An 18,083-nucleotide genomic window follows, 5' to 3' on the forward strand; every position below is an offset into this window, starting at 1 on the left:
TATAATTTCATCTTCTTTTCACCGGTTATCCTCTGTTGTTGATAACTATTCAGATTCATTCGGAAGTTTTCAACATGTTTTGAAATCCTGTGGACAAGTCTGAACGGGTCCGAGGTGGGATATGATCTTCATAGCAACCCGACGAGATTGAGCAGTCCATGTCTGAAGACTTTTATCCGTTCGTAGATTCCGGCGATCCACCACCGGACAACGCGCATATCACGACGGCGCGCCAGCCGAAGACAGAGGCTGCGTCAGCGCCCGAGGGTGCTCCGCACGCCGCTGAGGCGCTGGCGCCCGAAAGCGCTCTCAAGCGCCGGCAGGCGGGGATGTCGGCGTCATACGCCACGCGGATAGCGATCTACGATGACATGCTGTCGACGCCGCGTGTCATCGTCATCGCCCCGAACGAGATCAGAACCTACCTAGAGGAGATCACGAACACCGTCTACCGCTGCATGAGAGAGCAAGGCGGGCGCATCTCGCTCATGGTGATCCGTGAGATCGTCGAGAACTTCATCCATGCCAACTTCGTCGAACCCATCATCTCCATCTTGGACGACGGCAACACCATTCGCTTCGCCGACCAGGGACCCGGCATCGGAGACAAGGAACGCGCATTCGACTTCGGTGTGACCTCGGCAGATCAGAACATGAAGCGCTATATTCGGGGCACCGGGGCGGGATTCCCCATGGTCCAGCAATACCTCGAGACGAGCGGCGGGGTCGTATCCATCGAGGACAACATGAGCGCGGGGACGGTCGTGACCATCAGCGTCGACGTCGATCGAGCTCGCGAGATCGACGCGGCCAGAGAGAGGGGCGCCGCCGTTCGCGGTGGAGGCGCGCGAGGTCGGCGCGAGGCGGCGGCGAGGCCATATGAAGCGCAAAGCGCGCGCGAAGCCGTCCCGGGGATCTCCGAGGCGACCGGGAGGGCGCATCGAGATCACGTGGGCGAGCGCGTCGCGTGGCCGACAGGTGAGACATGGGGCGCGCGCAGCGAACCATTTGTCAGCAGAAGAGAGCATCAGGCGCTCTCATTTCTGCTGAGACACGGGCAAGCGGGTCCGACGGAGCTTGTCGCGGAATTCGGGTATTCCGGTCCCACGTGGTCCAGAGAGCTTGCTACACTGAATCAATGCGGACTCGTGGTAAAGCGCGGGCAGAAATATATTCTCACGGAATCGGGTGCGGCTTGGATAGGTGCGCGCCGCGATTCCGCACTCTGATAGACGCGTGACGGGAAGCGGTATGGACAACGAAGCGGACATCATATTGGAAGATACGATCTCGTTCTGCGAGCGAGATGAGCGAGACGCGCGTCTCATCAGCATGCTCCGGCAGTCGAGAGCCGATTCCCTCACCGGCGACAAGCTCACAATCGAAGCACCGTCGCGCTTCGCGTACTCCTATCTCATGAAGCAGCGCAAGATCATCGAGCGCTATCTCGAGGAGATCGCTTTTTGTCCGCTGACGCTGCATATCGGCATTCCGCGATCGTCAAGCGGCGACGCGGACGGTCGCAGCGCCGCACCCGCTGCGGCATCCGCGGTGCCGGCGGGCGCCGCGGGCGATGGAGGCCGGAGCCTCGAGGCGACCTCGGGGGAGACGTCCGCGGCAGCGCTCGCTGCAGATGCGCACGGCCCGACAGCCGAGCGTGAAAACGCAGCCGCCGACGGAGATCCGAGAGCGCGCGAGACGCCCTCGGGTGCCGCTGCGGCGGTGCTCGGCACCCAGCAGCGAGATGCCGCGGAAACCAAGGGCGTCACAATAAAAAACACCCTGTCCCAAGATGCCTTCAGAAAGATGATGAACAGCATCGCCGGACAGGAGAGCCGGCAGCCCAAACCGAAGACGATGGCGGAGGGCGCATCGGGTCGAGAGGGCGCAGACGGCGGTGACTTTCCCTCCGTACCCGTGAACTCGAAGTTCACATTCGAGAACTTCGTGTACGGCGAGGAGAACAAGCAGGCGTACCAATCTTCGCTGCGATTCGCCGCATTCGCCGAGGAGCCGGGATCCTATACCTCCTTGTTCATCTACGGCAACTCCGGCCTCGGAAAGACCCATCTTCTTCTCGCGATCGAGAACTATCTCGCCGAGACGAAGCCCTATATGCGGGTCAAATACGCGAACTCCCAAGCCTATATAGACGATTTCATCAATGAGGTCGCGATTCAGAAGACCGATGGCCACGCCATCCTGCGTGATTATCATGCCGCGGACATCTTGATCATCGATGACATACAAAACATCATCGGCAAGACGGCGAGCATCGACTACTTCTTCCGCCTCATGGACGAATTCATCCGCGATAACAAGAAGGTCGTCATCGCCTCGGATCGCGCGCCGAAGAAGCTCGGCATGGATGAGAGGCTGACGAGCCGCTTCAACGGCGGGATGCTCTGCCTGGTGTCCGAGCCGGGGTTCGAGATGAAATACGCGATCCTCAAGCGCTACTACGAGAACAACGTGCTGGCTTCAGATGCCGCTCCGCTGACCCGCGAGACCACCGACGTCTCCCTGCTGAGTTCCATATACACCGGCGGCGGCCACCTCTCCGATGCGCAGCTGAGGCATATGGCCGAGATCTCGGGAACGAACATCCGCGAGCTCGAGAGCTTCTGCGAGCGCTGCGCCTGCGACTCCTACGAGAAGGAGCAGGTCGGAGAGGAGCTGACCGGAGAGGACATAGAGGCGATCGCCGACGAATACTTCGATACGGCGCGCAAGAAGATCCATATCGACACGGTCCAATCGGTCGTCGAGGAGTTCTACCATGTGACCCATGAGGAGATGATCGGCCCGAGGCGCACCGCCAACATTGCGTTCGCGCGGCATGTGGCGGTCTATCTGTCCAATGACATGTGCGACACCACGACACCGGCCGTGGGCGCTCAGTTCGGTGGGCGCGACCACTCGACGGTGCTCAACAGCATGAAGGTGATCGAGAAGAAGATGAAGGGCGATCGCGCCCTGTGCGAGGAGCTTCAGCAGCTCCGCAACAAGATCGTCTTGAAGTCGTGAGGGTCCGATGGACGGTGCCGAGTCTGAATGAGACGGATGATAACGTGTTGGATCTGCGGGGAAAAGATGTTGGAAAGTCACCTTATCTGTGGAGAAGCGAGGGCGCAAGCGGGCGCTGTGGGAAACCATCGCTGTTTTCAACATGAGTCAATGATATGTTTGACGGGTCTTGGCGGGGGGATCGGCGATAATCAACAGTTTCAACCGCCTTATTACTATGATGAAGATATATCTATATAGAATATAAACAATGAAAGGGGCAACATGGAGTTCACTGTCAGCCAGAACGCGCTATCAGAGGCGCTCGCCATCGTCTCAAAGGGCGTCGCTTCCGCCTCGACCCTGCCCATTCTCTCCGGCGTTTTGATCACAGCCGGGGATGGCGTGCTCGAATTCCAGACGTCGAACTACACGATATCGATTCGGCATCGCATCGCCGCCCACGTCGAGAAGGACGGCTCGCTCGTCGTGCCGTGCAAGACGCTGTCAAACATCACGAAGACGCTGCCCGACGCTCCGGTCCGCTTCCAGCTCGTCGAGCGCCAAGTGAACATCACCTGCGAGAAGAGCACATTTCGCCTGAACACGCTCGACGCCGCCGACTTTCCGGAGTTTCCGACCTATGCGCTGGAGAGCGCCGTCGAGCTGCCCTCGCGCACGCTCACCGATATGGTCGCGCGCGTGTGGCGCGTCACCTCGACCGACAAGGCCCGCCCGATCCTGGGCGGCGTCCACATGACCGTCGAGAACAACACGATCCGTCTCGTGGCCACGGATTCATTTCGCCTCGCCGTATGCGACACGCAGGTCGAGACCTCCTCGCTCGAGGGAAGCTTCGAGCTGAACGTTCCAGCCGATGCGTTCAATGATGCCCTCACGATCATGTCCGAGCAGCAGACCATCCTGGTCGGAGCAACCGATACCCAAGTTGTTTTCGAAGCGGGTGACACCACGTACGTCTCGCGGCGCATAGAGGGGGTCTATCCAAACTACAACCAGCTCATTCCCGACTCGTGCACCACGAGCGTCAAAATCGATGTCGAGGCCATAACCGCAGCGCTCAAGCGCGTCTCCGCCATAGCGAGCACGAACCCTGCGGTGAAATTCGCGATCGACGTCGAACGGGGATCGCTTGCGCTGTCTGCCATCTCAAGTGATCAGGACCTCGCACAGGAGATCATCGACGTCGAGGCGGAAGGGGAGTCCGGTGTCATCGCGTTCAACTACCACTACATCTTCGGCTGCTTGAACGTACTGGCCAAAGAGCAGGAGATCTCACTCGAGCTCAAGAACTACACTCAGGCCGGCGTCTTCAAGTCATACGGCAAGATCAACTACCTCTATCTGGTCATGCCGGTCCGCATCTGATGGGTGTGCTCGCCCGCTCGCTGCGCTTGCGGGACTATCGCAGCTTCGAGCGATTCAGCCTCGATCTCGATCCGGGCACGACGGTGCTCTCGGGTAGAAACGCCGTGGGCAAGACAAATCTCATCGAGGCGCTTCAGCTGCTGACGTTCGGTCAGTCGTTTCGGAAGGCGTCGCCATCCGAGCTCATCCGCGATGGTGCCGAGCGCGCTGTGCTCGATCTGAATCTGTCGGGAGGTGGTCGCGATATCGATCTGGGACTTGTCGCGACGGCGGGAAAACGCGCGTTCTCCCGCAACGGGAAGCCCTGCCGCGCGTCATCCATTCGCGGTGTCATGCCATCGGTCCTGTTCTGTCCCGATCATCTTGACATGGTGAAGAGATCCGCCGGTGTTCGCCGCGGTGCCCTCGATGACTTCGGAACGCAGCTGAGCGCGCGATACGCGCAGCTGGTCGGCTCCTATGGAAGGATCGTCGAGCAGCGGAACGCGCTGCTGAGAGACGTTGCGCTCTCAGATGGGCTGTTGGACGCCTGGGACGACGCCCTGATCGAAACCGGATGCGCCCTGATCGCGCATCGCATCTCGCTGCTCGCCCGCCTGCGCGCGGCGATGCGGCGCATCCATGCGAGCATCGCTCCGGGTGAGCAGATGGACGTGGGCTACCGGGCCAGCATATGCCCCACGGAGGATCTGCTCACCGAAAGAGCCGATCGCGCGACGCTCGAGCGGAGATACCGCGGCGCGCTCGCTGCGGCGCGTCCCGACGAAATCCGTCGCTGCGTCTCGCTGATGGGACCCCACCGCGACGAGATCGCCTTCACTGTCGCGGGTCGCGACGCGCGCTCCTTCGCCTCGCAGGGCCAGCAGCGCACACTCGTCTTGTCATGGAAGATCGCCGAGGTCGATGTCGCATGCGAGATTCTCGGCGCTCCGCCCTTGCTGCTTCTGGATGACGTGATGAGCGAACTCGATGAACCGCGACGCTCCGCCGTCATGGAATTTGTCGAGGAGGGGATCCAGACGGTCATCTCAACGACGAACCTCGGATACTTCTCCTCGTCGATGCTTCGACGCGCCAAGGTGGTGACGATCGGCAATGAGCGGGAAAAGCGAGGGGAGGGGATCTGAGCCGGCTGATCTGCGCGCGCTCATCGAGCGCGAGCGCGAGCGGATCTTGCGGGCAAGCTCGCCGCAGCGGCGCGAGCAGATGCGCCGCGCCGAGCGTGACCGGTCCATCTACGCAGCCTGGAACAGCGTGTGCGGCGGGACCCGAGAGGGGCGCCACGTGACGGGCCTGCGCTATCTTCCCGAGAGCAACGAGCTTCTGGTCTATCTGGACGAGGCATGCTGGACGCAGGAGTTCACGATGCTGCGCGAGATCGTCCGCGGTCGGATGGCTCGTGCGGGCGCCCCTCTGGACGGGTTCGTGTTCAAGACGTCTCGCAGCGGATATGCTCGGCCCGCGCGCCCCCGCAGTCTCGGTGTCGTCGCGCGCCAGCCCGTCAGACCCCCGTCTGCTCCACTTTGCGCAGAGCAGCTCGAGCAGATCGAATCCGATGTCTCGTCCATCGAAGATGAGAAACTGAAGGAGGCCCTGAAGAAGGCTATGATCGCAAGTTTTGAGTGGAAAAAGGGTATCGAGTCCTCTAAATAGACGTATAGAGCTTCTGGTGGCCTTGTAGAGCATTGTATTTGTGGTCCTCACACACAGCTGTTTCCGGTAGTATATGGAAGGTTGGACACCTTTTCTCTGAGAAGGAGCTTGTGTGGCGAAGAAAAACGATTACAACGGCGGAGAGATCAAGATCCTCGAGGGTCTGGAGGCCGTTCGCAAGCGCCCGGGCATGTATATCGGCTCCACGAGCGCGAGCGGTCTGCACCATCTCGTCTACGAGGTGGTGGACAACTCCGTCGATGAGGCGATGGCGGGATACTGCACAAGGATCGGCGTGACCATTCACGCGGACAACTCGGTCACGGTCATCGACAACGGCCGCGGCATACCGGTGGACAAGCACCCCGTCAAGCGCATTCCGACCCTCGAGGTCGTCATGACGATTCTGCACGCCGGCGGCAAGTTCGACAACAAGGCCTACAAGGTCTCCGGTGGCCTGCACGGTGTGGGCATCTCAGTGGTGAACGCATTGTCCCACCGCGTTCGCGTGCAGGTCAAAAGAGATGGCAACATCTACGAGATGGTGTTCTCACGCGGCAAGACCGTTGAGAAGATGCACATCGTCGGATCCTCGAGGTCCACGGGTACGACAATTACCTTCTGGCCCGACGACGAGATCTTCGAGACGACGATCTTCGATTACGACACCTTGCGCAACCGCCTGCAGGAGACCGCGTTTCTGAACCGCAACCTCCGGATCACGATCACCGACGAGCGCGAGCTCGCGCCCCGAACCGAGGAGTTCGTCTACGCGGGCGGTATCGTCGACTTCGTGAAATATCTGAACCATGGCAAGGACATCCCCGAGGGTCTCAAGAAGCCGATCTACGTGTCGGGGGCCTCAGAGGAGGACGCCCCGGTCGAGAGGACCGGTGAGGTCGAGGTCGCGCTGCAATGGAGCTCGTCGTACACCGAGAACGTCATGTGCTACGCGAACGACATCTTCACGCCCGAGGGAGGCATGCACCTGGAGGGCTTCCGCACCGCGCTCACGCGCGTCATCAACGACTACGCGCGCCGGCAGAACATGATCAAGGAAAAGGACGCGAACCTCACTGGCGACGATGTCCGCGAGGGACTGGCGGCGGTCATCTCCGTCAAGCTCGCCGATCCTCAGTTCGAAGGACAGACGAAGGCCAAACTCGGTAGCTCGTTCATGCGCGGACTCGTTCTCAAGGTGCTCTCGGATGGTCTGAGCGATTACCTCGAGGAGCATCCTCGCGCCGGACGCGAGATCGTCAGGAAGGCACAGCAGGCCTCCCGCGCGCGCAACGCCGCGCGCAAGGCGCGCGAAGCGACGCGCAGGAAGAGTCTTCTGGAAACAGCCGCTCTTCCCGGCAAGCTCGCTGACTGCTCGGTGCGCGACGCGGAGATGACCGAGCTGTTCATCGTCGAGGGCGACTCGGCAGGCGGCTCCGCCAAGGACGGGCGGCGTCGCGACATCCAGGCGATCCTGCCGCTGCGCGGCAAGATCTTGAATGTCGAGCGCGTCGGCGACCACCGAGCCTTCTCAAGCGAGACCATCCAGTCGCTCATCACCGCCATCGGATCCGGCGTCACGCAGGTGCAAGGTGACGGGGAGGGCTTCGATGTATCGAAGGCGCGCTACCACAAGATCATCATCATGACCGATGCCGATGTCGACGGCGCCCATATCAGGACGCTGCTGCTGACGTTTTTCTACAAGTACATGAGGCCGCTCATCGATGAGGGCTTCGTCTACGTCGCCTGTCCGCCGATCTTCGGTGTCAAGGTCGGCAAGAAGATCCACTACGTCTACCCCGACGGCCGCACTCCGGAGGAGGAGATCCTGCGGCGCACGATCACCTCGCTCGGTCTCGATCCCGACGAGGATGCAGATGAGCTCGAGGCGGATCGGCCCAAAAAGAAGCACCGCGGCTATGCCGTCCAACGCTACAAGGGCCTCGGCGAGATGGATCCCGCCCAGCTCGCGTCTACGACGATGGACCCCAAGACGCGCATCCTGCAGCGCGTGACGATCGAGGACGCTTCCTTGGCGGAGCGCGCCGTACGCGAGCTCATGGGCCCCGACGTCGCACCGCGGCGCGATTACATCGAGAAGCACGCCCATGACGCGCGCTTCCTGGACGCTTAACGAGAACAGGGAGGACATGCGTGTCTGACGATACGAACATACATGATACAGACGGCGACGTCGAATCCGAGGGCATGCCCGAGGACCTGCGTCGTCTGCTCGATCGAGCCGACGGAGACGACACGGATGCCGAGCCGGACGTCTACGACCCGGATCAGGGCAATGATTCCGACGAGGAGATCCTCGAGGAGAGCTTCGGCGCGGCCGGTCGCGGCCAGGCCGGCGGTGAGGACGTGAACGGAGGGGCCCTGCAGATCTCCGAGTTCGGCACCGAGATGAGGCAGTCGTTCATCGAGTACTCGATGAGCGTCATCACCGCCCGCGCCCTGCCCGACGTCCGCGACGGCTTGAAGCCGGTGCATCGCAGGATCTTATATGCGATGAACGAATCGGGCATCTATCCCAACCGTCCGCACAAGAAGAGCGCTTGGACGGTCGGAGAGGTCATCGGCAAGTACCATCCGCACGGTGACACCGCCGTCTACGACACGATGGTGCGTCTCGCGCAGTGGTTCTCCATGCGCACGCCGCTCATCGACGGTCATGGCAACTTCGGCAATATCGACGGCGACGGCGCGGCGGCCATGCGCTACACGGAGAGCCGTCTGGCGCGCCCCGCCATGGAGCTGCTGCGCGATCTGCAGAAGGACACTGTCGACTGGCAGCCCAACTACGACGAGTCGCTCTCCGAGCCGCAGGTGCTGCCTGCGCGCTTCCCGAATCTGCTGGTCAACGGATCATCCGGCATCGCCGTCGGCATGGCTACGAATATCCCGCCGCACAACCTCCTCGAGGCCGTCGAGGCCGCCTGCGCGCTCATCGACGACCCGGAGATCACGACCGACGAACTCATGCAGATCATTCCCGGTCCCGATTTTCCCACAGGTGCGGTCATCATGGGCACCGAGGGGATCCACAAGGCCTATGAGACCGGACGCGGCTCGATCACGGTGCGAGCGAAGGCTCATATCGAGTCGACGAAGACCGGGCGCAACCGGCTTGTGTTCACCGAGATCCCCTATCAGGTGAACAAGGGCTCGCTGCAGGAGAAGATCGCCCAGCTCGTCAATGAGAAGCGCCTCGAGGGCATCTCCGACATGCGCGATGAGTCGACGGGAAAGGGGCTCCGCCTCGTCATCGAGTTGAAAAAAGGCGTTATCCCGCAGGTGGTGCTCAACAACCTGTACAAGTTCACCTCGCTTCAGAGCACCTTCGGCATCAACAACCTCGCTCTGGTGGAGGGCGCCCCCCAGTCGCTGTCCCTGCGCGACATGCTGTCGCACTACATCGCCCATCAGGTCGATGTGGTGAACCGGCGCACGCGCTTCGATCTCAAGAAGGCGCGTGCCCGCGCCCACATCCTCGAGGGTTACCTCATAGCGCTCGATCACATCGATGAGGTCATCTCGATCATCCGGTCCTCCGAGACCGATGCCGAGGCCTCGGCGCGCCTGACGGAGCGATTCGGGTTCACCGATCGCCAGACCGCAGCCATTCTTGAGATGAAGCTGCGCCGACTCACCGGGCTCGAGCGAGGCAAGATCGCCGCCGAACTCGATGCTCTGAGGCAGGCGATCGAGTACTACGAGGACCTGCTCGCCCACAAGGAGAAGGTGCTGGCCGTCATCAAGGAGGAGATGCGCGAGATCGCGCGCAAGTTCGGTGACCCGCGCCGCACCGAGATCCGGGAGGCTGAGAAGGAGCTCGATGTCGAGGACCTCATCGCCGACGAGGACATGGTCGTCACCATAACGCACACAGGCTACGTGAAGCGCATCCCCGTGGCCACCTATCGCTCACAGAAGCGCGGCGGCAAGGGAGTATCCGGTGTCAATCTCAAAGAGGATGATGTCATAGCCGAGATGTTCATCGCCTCGACTCACGAGTTCGTCCTGTTCTTCTCAACGCGAGGCAAGGTCTACCGCCTGAAGGTGCATGAGCTGCCCGTCGGGTCCCGACAGGCGCGCGGAGCCGCCATCGTGAACCTGCTGCCGTTCGAAGAGGGTGAGAAGATCGCATCGGTCATCAGCACGCGCGATTTCCCCGATGATGAGTTCCTCATGTTCGCCACCCGCTCCGGGATGGTGAAAAAGACGGTCATGAGCGCCTACGACCGCAGTCGCCGAGACGGTATCATCGCGATCAACCTAAAAACAGACGACGCTCTGCTCGATGTCCGGCGCGTTCGCCCGCAAGACAAGATCATCATGGCGACGACCGAGGGCAAGGCCATCATGTTCGAACAGGAGCAGGTGCGCGCGACCGGTCGGGACACCTCGGGCGTGCGCGGCATCGATCTGCGCGGCAGCGCCCGCGTGCTCGGCATGGAGATCACCAACGGTCAAGGTGACCTGTTCGTGATCACCGAGAACGGTTACGGCAAGCGCACGCCGGTTCGCGACTATCCCACTCAGCACCGAGGCGGACAGGGTGTCTACACCATCCAGATGACGCAGCGAAAAGGAATGCTCGCCGCTATGAAGACGGTCGGTCCGCAGCATGAGCTGTTCATCATCACGAAGGGCGCGACGGTCATCCGCGTCAAGACCGGTGAGATATCCCAGACCGGCCGCGCAACCCAGGGCGTGAAGATGATGAACGTCGCCGACGGCGATCTCGTCATCGCCGTCGCGCGCATGACCGCGGCGAAAAGGCGACCCAAGCCGTCGATGGCTGCCGAGGGGCAGGAGGCGCTGGAGATACCATCCGGCTCATCTGCAGATGAGGTCGAATGCGTAGACATCGGCGGGACGGACGATGTGCCCGAGGAGCTGCTCGACGAGGACTAGCCCCTGCGAGCTTGAAAAGCGACCCCGCATGGATCTTCTGCGGGGTCGCTTCTCATGATAAGCGCTGCGGGTTATGTGATCATCTACGCGCGAGATCGATCAGGGGCGCTCTCAGAAGTCATCGGGGGTGACCGTGTGAGCGAAGCGATCGAAGCGATCGAGCTCCTCATCCCGTGATTCCTCATCGGTGCGTCTCTGAGCGCTCGACGCCCGGTTCATGACATCATCTTCTACGTAGATGGGGGCGTTCGAGCGCACCGCGAGCGCCAGAGCATCGCTCGGCCGCGCATCGAGCGCGATCTCCTCGCTTCGGTTGCGCGCGATGATGAGCCTCGAGTAGAAGATCGGCGCCTCGACCCGGTTGATCTCAACGCGCTCGAGTCTGGCGCCGAGTGCGGCGAGGGTGCTGATGAACAGATCGTGGGTGATCGGACGCGGACCCCGCACGCCTTCGATGCCACGGCTGATCGCCGCCGCTTCGAAGGGGCCGGTTTGAATGGAGAGAACCCGAAGAGGAGCGGTGGAACCGCCATCCGCTTCGCTCGCACGCTCGCGCAACACGACAAGGGATGGAACGGATCCGGTCGCCATAACGATGGTCTCGATATCGACGCGAACCACGGCAGCACCTCCCGACTACTGCAGAAATATTGAGGCCTGCGGCGAGCGCATCTTTTCCTTGAGCGCGCCGCGAGCAATCAAACTGGGTAGTAATAGTACCCAAAAAGCCATGTGTGCGCCGGAATCACACATCTGACCTCAACCGTTTGATACAATCTCTCTCGTGAAGGCTACAGCCGGACATCCCTACATGGAGGAGTGCGCGATGAGTGAGACCGGAGCGTTCAGCTCATGCGAGGGCGCAGATCTATCCGCGATTCCGCCCGACGCCCGCTCACCCCTCGATGCGATCATCTTCGATATGGATGGCGTGCTCGTCGATACCGAGTATCTCGATTATCGCACCCAGGTCGCCTTCGTACGGCGCGTCAACACGGAATTGGGTCGCTCAGCCGATATCGATTGCACCTCACTGGTAGGAACTTCCTTTGATGCTCTCTATCAGGAGCTCTGGCACCTGACAGGCGAGGTGCTCCCTTTAGCCGAGCTGCGCCACCGCTTCGATCGTGTCGATCGCGCCTCACACGAGAGCCGCGACTACCCAGAGCTGTTCCGAGTGGATGTGGTCCCGCTGATCGATTTCGCCCACGAGCACGGGATCCATCTGGCGGTCGCTTCATCCTCGGAGCGCATCCTCATAGAGCGGGTGCTCGAAGACTGCGGCATCTTAGATGACGTTGATGTGATCGAGAGCGGCGAGGACGTTCGGGAGAGCAAGCCGCATCCGGAGATCTACTGCAAGGCGCTGGCACGTCTCGATGCCCAACCTGATCGCACCGTCGCCATCGAGGATTCGACACCGGGAATAGCAGCCGCCAAGGCAGCTGGTTTGCGTGTTATCGGCTACCGAGAGACGCGGATGCGAGTGGATCAGACTCACGCGGACTGGCTCGTCGATGACATGGGAGGCGCTCTCGATATCATCAAACGTCTGATATAGACGGTGGTGGATACGTTTGGGCAACATCATGTGTGGCCATGTTCCGTATCCGCAGCAGACGCGCTCATGAGCTACCAGGTGGCCTTCGTCCTCATAGACTACAAGGGCGGGCGGCGAGCTCGCCGAGCCGCTGCCGCATCTGCTCATCGTGGCCGATGAGTTCGCCGAGCTCAAAGACCAGCAGCCCGAGTTCATGGAGGAGCTCATGAGCGCCGCCAGGATCGGCCGCAGCCTGGGAGTGCATCTGGTGCTGGCGACCCAGAAGCCCTCCGGCGTCGTATCCGATCAGATACGCTCCAACATGCGCCTCAAGGTCTGTCTCAAGGTCGCCGACGCGGCCGACTCCAAGGAGATGATCGGCCGCCCGGATGCCGCCGACATCCCGGGACCGGGCCGCTTCTACATGCTCGTCGGCTACAACGAGCACTTCCTGGCGGGACAGGCCGCCTACGCCGGCGCGCCCTATGCGCCGGTCGACGTCTGGCCCCCCAGAGTCGATGACGCCGTCGACGCCGTCGACGAGCGGCTCGACGTGACGGCCTCGGTGAAAAAGCGCCGGGAGACGCGCGCCGCCGACGGCGTCGAGGAGATCAACGCCGTGCTCGAGGGCGTCCGCGAGGCCGCGAGCGGCCTGCCCGATGCGCGCGCCGAGGCCCGCCCGCTGTGGCTGGCTCCCCTGCCGGCCCATATCGGCCTCGCTGAGCTGGAGCAGAGCGGCATGCGTGGGCTCGTCGCCGAAGCGCAAGGCGCCTCGAGCTACATCTCCATCCTCGGCGAGGTCGACATTCCCGAGCGTCAGACCAGAGAGGCCCATCTGATCGACTGGTGCGAGACCGGCAACCTCGCGATCTACGGAGCCCCGGGGACGGGAACATCCGAGCTGGCCGTCACGGCGCTGGTCTCGATGGCGAAGCGCTTGGATGCGTCCCGCTTGGAGATATACGCGATCGATCTCGAAGGGGGAGCGCTCTCCGCGCTCCTCGCGCTGCCGCAATGCGGCGGCGTCGCGCGGGGAGACGATGCGGAGCACATGGAGAATCTCTTCAGGCTCCTCGAGACCAGCATCGCATCTCGCCGCGAGCTCTTGTCCGCAGGAGAGCAGGACGAGCTCTCCGCCATGCCCCGCATCTTTCTCGCCATCTCGGGCATCGCCGCCTTCTACGAGCTGTTCCCCATGCATGAAGACCGTCTGGGTGCCTTGGCGCGCGACGGCTCCCGGCTGGGCGTGCACATGATCATCACCGCCGCCTCCGCGACCGCCGCGCGCATGCGGTTGCGTTCGAGCTTCCCTGAGGTGATCGCCCTCGCCATGAATGACGAGAGCGATTATGCCACGCTGTTCGGTCACAAGCCCTCGGTCACGCCCGCGCGCTCCCCGGGGCGCGGGATCGTCAAGCACGGAAAAGATCTGTGCGAGTTCCAGGCCGCCAACGTGGCGTCTGAGGATGGCTCGGTCGTCGAGGAGCTTCACGGTCTGGCCGATGATATCTCGGCCGGCGATCCCGTGCGCGCGACGCCAATCCCGGTGCTGCCCGCGAGGGTGGGCTCAGAGGAGGTTCTGCTGGGCAAGCCCGCTGGCGCTGCGCTTCCCGTCGGCTTTTCAAAAGAAACAGTGGCACCTCTGTGGATCCCCTTGGATCGGGCCCCATGTCTGCTCGCTCTCGGGGACGATGCGACCAGTCTTTCCAATTATGTGCGCGCTGCCCTCGGTCTTCTGGTCAAAGACTCATCGGCGAGTTTTCTCGCCTTGGATCCGGAGCGCGCTCTTGGCGAAATCTCCGATAGCAGAATCGCGCAGAGTCCCGAGGAGATGCTTGCCGGCGTTCAGGATGTGATCAGCGCAGAGTCGACACCTGCGTTATTGGTCTTGATCTCCGCCGTCCGCGTTATGGATGCTCTTCCAGCAGAGATCGCCAAGGGCCTGCAGAGCTACATCGAGACCGAGCGCTTCTCCGGCGCTACGGCTGTCATGGCTGTCAGCGAGGCGTGGCGCGTCAGGTCGCTCTACGATCGATGGTTCAAGGTGCTGTCCGCCTATGGTAGCGGTATCTGGGTCGGAAATGGATTCTGTGATCAAAGCATGTTGCGTCCGGCGCAGATGAGACCCGAATGGCGGCGCGCCATACGGTCCGACGAAGGGTTCGCGACGCGGTTTGGCGTCTGCGATCCCGTACGACTGATCTCACCGAATGAGACAGATGGGAATGAGTGAGAAAGAAGGGTGAAACAATGACAAACGAGAATGATGCCACCGGAAAAAAGAGGGAGGAGCAGCACGTGAGAGAGGTCAACTGGCTGCCGATAGGGTCTGTGGTCATGCTCGAGGCCGCGACGAGGCCAATCATGATCGCGGGAACGATGGTGCAGGATACGACGACGGGAAGATACTGGGACTACATGGGCTACCCTTATCCCGAAGGACGCGTCGATCCCAAACAGGATTATTTCTTTGATACGGAGACCATTCGTACCGTAGTTCAACTGGGATTCGCAGATCAGGACGGATTGTCATTTCAACGCTTTCTGCAAAGCAATATGGAAAAATATGAACACAAGAGGAACGAGGCGACCCTATGAGTTCCGGAGAGATCAAGATATCCCCAGATGACGGCCAACAGGCACTCAGTCATCTGCAGGAGCAATCAGATGAACTCAAGAACGCGATAGATATATTGACCGCCGCAAACGATGTGCTGAGGGGTTCAAACCCTCAAGGCGATTCAATGAAGGCGGCAATCACCACGCTTGAATCTCTCATCGAGGCGACCTCGGAAGCTCTCAATGTGTCTGATGTCAACCACAATCAACTTCAGGCGTCAATAGATGCCCTGATCGAGGCGGATAACAAGTCCGCTTCGGCGATAGGTGGTGGAGACGGTGCTTGATATCAATACAGACACACTAAAAGAAGTGTCTGAAAAGGTTACAGAAGCAGCAAAAAACGCAAAAAGCGGAAATATCGCAGGAGGCAAGTGTGATGAATGCATAACGTCATCAGGTTCAGGGGAGTGGGTGAAGACGCAGAAAGAAATCAGAGATACTGAGGATAAAACAATAAGGGGAATTGCAATAGGTCTTATAGACTATGCGAAGTTGTGCGACGAGGCAGCGGAAACGCTGCAGGGAAATGTAATCAGACTCAGGGACTCTATACTGAGCGATATGAACTGCGAAACCGAACTGGGAAATCGAATCATTTTTGATGAATCTGCAGTTCGCGAATCCTGCTTCACCGATGTTAATAGTTCCTATGACAGTCTAAACGCAGCTATAAAAAGGATCGGGACGTTTGGGATGCCGTACGGTAACAGGGTTACTTCGGCTCTGAATCGTGCAAGCAGTGAAATTAGTGTCCAAGAGACGCAGATCGGCCTCATGTCATCGTATCTGACTCAACTTAAAAGTGAAATCTCCTCCCTCGAATCAAAACTCGCATCCGGCTTTCCCGATGTCCTGAAGAAAAACGGCATCACGTTTAATGTTGACAAAGGGCAGATCACCTTGGATTACATCGGAAAACTCGTTATTTCTCTCAATGATTCCAAAAAGGCGGGGGACCAAAAATTTGCACAAACCATTGCAGATAGCTTGTTAGACGATTTCAAACCAAGCAAATATGCCGAGGATTTAAAGGAATTTGCTGATCTGCTCAAGTCGATGGGGAAGGTGGAGATAGGGGCTGCGGGAAATACGGCCAAGAGAGTTGATGAACTAACTAAAGACGGCTCCGCTCTCAAATCGTTCTCCACGGTCTTCAAGATAGGCGGAAGGGTAGCGTTCATCCTTGATGCCGGTTCTACTGCTGTCGAAGTAGGCGGCAGAGTTGCGCGGGGCGATATCGACGGGGCGGCAACTGCAGGAAAGTGGGGGACATTTAGACTTCTCGGAGACGCTGGGATCGGCTTTGCCACGACGATCTTTTGTGCAGTCTTTCCATCTGGTGCACCTGTTGTCATAGCACTAGGAGTAGTTGGATCCGCCGCTTGGAACGACTTCGTTGACTTCGAGGAGAACAAAGAGCAGAAGAACAATGACTATAATCATCTGAGACCAGAACGAGGCCAAAAGAACCTCAGGGGGTCGAGAGGCTCCGTCCGATCGGGAGGATTCGGCACGAGGAGCGGCTTCATGCCATCGATCGATGAGAGGGCGGCAACCGCATGAGAGCCTTTTCGCGCAGGAACCGTCGCGCGACGGCCGCGGAGGCCCTGGCTGCGACCGCGTTCAGCCCCGAGGACATCTTCGTCCTTCTGGGCGGTCCCGAGATGGGATGCGCATCCGCGGTGGGCGTCGACGTCGACAGGGATGGCTGGCGCATAGAGGGGTGGCACCGGAACGCCATCGAGCGTCTCGCGCCGTCCGGACTCGTGGACGCATCCGGCGTCCCGTGCCCCGAGCTCGCCGCCGCCCTGGAGCCGCTCCGCCCGCCCGGCGCGTTCGTCATCGACGAGTCCATCGTTCAAAAGGAGCGCCCGACCAGGCGGGCGTCCACCGCGATCTGCGTGGACGCCCGCCGCGTCCGCGCGACCGCCCTGATACGCCGGGGCCGTCGCTTCCGTCTCGCGCCGCTCGCGACGGACCCCGCCGCCCGGGCGGCCTCCTTCGAGCGGGCGCTCGGCCTCGACGGCCACTTCCAGCCCTCGTGGTGGTCGCAGCACGCGATTCGGCCGTGGGGGAGCAGCGAGGAGAACGAGGCCCACAGGGCGCTGTTCAAAGGCGACGAGGAGGACGTCCGCCTCTGCGCGGCCCGCCACGGCGTCGACCCGGCCGCCCTGCTCGATCTGAAACGGGTCGGCGCCCGCATTCTGATCCACCTTTACGCCTACTCCCAGGTCGATCCCTCGTGCTCCTACGAGTGGAACCTCGGCTTCGCCCTGCCCTTCCCGCGCGCCGGTTTCTTCCGGGTGAAGGTGTCCTCGGTCATCCCCCAGAAGGGCTTCTGCCTCTTCCAGGGCTGCTCGCCTCTCCCGGCTACCCGGCCAACTGGTTCGAGGATAGCGAGCTGGCCAGAGCGTGCCAGTACCAGGGCTACGACTTTCTCGGCGACGGGTGCGATCTGATGGACGGCATCCTGGACTTCTGCGACCCACCGAAGGGAGCTTGAGATGGAATTCGATATAGATCAGGAACTGCGCCGGGACAGGGCGCGCATGGATGATCTGTGGTGGCAGATCGCAGGTCTCGACGCGCAGATACTCGGAAAGCAAATGGAGCTCAACAAAGCGAAATCGGTTCTCAGGTCTTGCCAAGATCTTTACCCAAAATGTGATGACCTGTATTCCCATGCGGCGAACGTGGGCTCGATGCTCGCACAGGTCATAGGGGAGCAGAGGGTGCTCACGGTGCCCGGCTGCATGGCCTTCACAGTGCGTGATCACATCGCCGAGGCCGTCGCCGCCGCCGCCCGGATCGTTTCGAGTCTCGAAAAGGAACTCTCGGGACTCGAGAAGCGCAAAGGCGAGCTGTCTCAGGAGAGGGATGCCGCATCCCGAAAGCAGGACAGGGACATCGATCGCAAGTGGATACCCGGATATGGCAAGTGATTCGG

General features: G+C 60.9%; 15 protein-coding genes. 14 read left to right on the forward strand and 1 reads right to left on the reverse strand.

Annotation, left to right across the window (positions count from 1 at the left end):
* Positions 1-158: 158 nt before the first annotated feature.
* The 7 genes from CORGL_RS00005 (at position 159) to gyrA (ending at position 10,974) form a co-directional block, all read left to right on the forward strand.
* On the forward strand, positions 159-1,229 hold the full coding sequence (locus CORGL_RS00005; protein WP_013707875.1) for an ATP-binding protein: 1,071 nt from the start codon (positions 159-161) through the stop codon (positions 1,227-1,229).
* A gap of 22 nt (positions 1,230-1,251) precedes the next feature.
* Complete coding sequence (locus CORGL_RS00010) at positions 1,252-3,027, forward strand: DnaA ATPase domain-containing protein (RefSeq protein ID WP_013707876.1); 1,776 nt, start codon at positions 1,252-1,254, stop codon at positions 3,025-3,027.
* Between the two features lie 264 nt (positions 3,028-3,291).
* A complete protein-coding gene (gene dnaN, locus CORGL_RS00015; protein ID WP_013707877.1) occupies positions 3,292-4,395 on the forward strand; it encodes a DNA polymerase III subunit beta in 1,104 nt (367 codons plus the stop codon).
* The gene (recF, locus tag CORGL_RS00020) at positions 4,395-5,522 is read left to right on the forward strand and encodes a DNA replication/repair protein RecF (protein ID WP_013707878.1); all 1,128 of its coding nucleotides are present in this window, start codon (positions 4,395-4,397) and stop codon (positions 5,520-5,522) included. Before dnaN ends, recF begins: the two co-directional genes overlap by 1 nt.
* Complete coding sequence (locus CORGL_RS00025) at positions 5,491-6,048, forward strand: hypothetical protein (protein ID WP_013707879.1); 558 nt, start codon at positions 5,491-5,493, stop codon at positions 6,046-6,048. The genes recF and CORGL_RS00025 overlap by 32 nt, the downstream gene beginning before the upstream one ends.
* Before the next feature lie 112 nt (positions 6,049-6,160).
* Positions 6,161-8,185 (forward strand): DNA topoisomerase (ATP-hydrolyzing) subunit B, encoded by a 2,025-nt coding sequence (gene gyrB / locus CORGL_RS00030; RefSeq protein ID WP_013707880.1) that lies wholly within the window; start codon positions 6,161-6,163, stop codon positions 8,183-8,185.
* Between the two features lie 74 nt (positions 8,186-8,259).
* Complete coding sequence (gene gyrA / locus CORGL_RS00035; protein ID WP_172633566.1) at positions 8,260-10,974, forward strand: DNA gyrase subunit A; 2,715 nt, start codon at positions 8,260-8,262, stop codon at positions 10,972-10,974.
* A gap of 111 nt (positions 10,975-11,085) precedes the next feature.
* On the opposite strand, the gene CORGL_RS00040 is transcribed toward gyrA, so the two are convergent.
* Positions 11,086-11,595 carry a bifunctional nuclease family protein gene (locus CORGL_RS00040; RefSeq protein WP_013707882.1) on the reverse strand — a complete coding sequence of 170 codons (510 nt, stop codon included), beginning with the start codon at positions 11,593-11,595 and terminating at the stop codon, positions 11,086-11,088.
* 205 nt (positions 11,596-11,800) lie between these two features.
* Here CORGL_RS00040 and CORGL_RS00045 point away from each other — a divergent pair, with 205 nt between their 5' ends.
* The 7 genes from CORGL_RS00045 (at position 11,801) to CORGL_RS00085 (ending at position 18,078) form a co-directional block, all read left to right on the forward strand.
* A complete protein-coding gene (locus CORGL_RS00045) occupies positions 11,801-12,535 on the forward strand; it encodes an HAD family hydrolase (protein WP_013707883.1) in 735 nt (244 codons plus the stop codon).
* Positions 12,536-12,683: 148 nt separating this feature from the next.
* Positions 12,684-14,747 (forward strand): FtsK/SpoIIIE domain-containing protein, encoded by a 2,064-nt coding sequence (locus CORGL_RS09245; RefSeq protein ID WP_049777625.1) that lies wholly within the window; start codon positions 12,684-12,686, stop codon positions 14,745-14,747.
* Positions 14,744-15,112, forward strand: coding sequence for a DUF4176 domain-containing protein (locus CORGL_RS00065; protein WP_245526910.1), 369 nt, complete (start codon positions 14,744-14,746; stop codon positions 15,110-15,112). The genes CORGL_RS09245 and CORGL_RS00065 overlap by 4 nt, the downstream gene beginning before the upstream one ends.
* Positions 15,109-15,420 carry a hypothetical protein gene (locus tag CORGL_RS00070; RefSeq protein ID WP_013707885.1) on the forward strand — a complete coding sequence of 104 codons (312 nt, stop codon included), beginning with the start codon at positions 15,109-15,111 and terminating at the stop codon, positions 15,418-15,420. The genes CORGL_RS00065 and CORGL_RS00070 overlap by 4 nt, the downstream gene beginning before the upstream one ends.
* Positions 15,401-16,699: a hypothetical protein gene (locus tag CORGL_RS00075; protein ID WP_172633495.1), complete on the forward strand. Its 1,299-nt coding sequence runs from the start codon at positions 15,401-15,403 to the stop codon at positions 16,697-16,699. Before CORGL_RS00070 ends, CORGL_RS00075 begins: the two co-directional genes overlap by 20 nt.
* Positions 16,696-17,595, forward strand: coding sequence for a hypothetical protein (locus CORGL_RS09250; protein WP_013707887.1), 900 nt, complete (start codon positions 16,696-16,698; stop codon positions 17,593-17,595). Before CORGL_RS00075 ends, CORGL_RS09250 begins: the two co-directional genes overlap by 4 nt.
* Before the next feature lie 45 nt (positions 17,596-17,640).
* Positions 17,641-18,078, forward strand: a complete 438-nt coding sequence (locus CORGL_RS00085) for a hypothetical protein (protein WP_013707888.1) — start codon at positions 17,641-17,643, stop codon at positions 18,076-18,078.
* The last annotated feature ends 5 nt before the right edge of the window (positions 18,079-18,083 follow it).

This window comes from Coriobacterium glomerans PW2 (assembly GCF_000195315.1).
In the GTDB taxonomy this organism is placed as follows: Bacteria; Actinomycetota; Coriobacteriia; order Coriobacteriales; family Coriobacteriaceae; genus Coriobacterium; species Coriobacterium glomerans.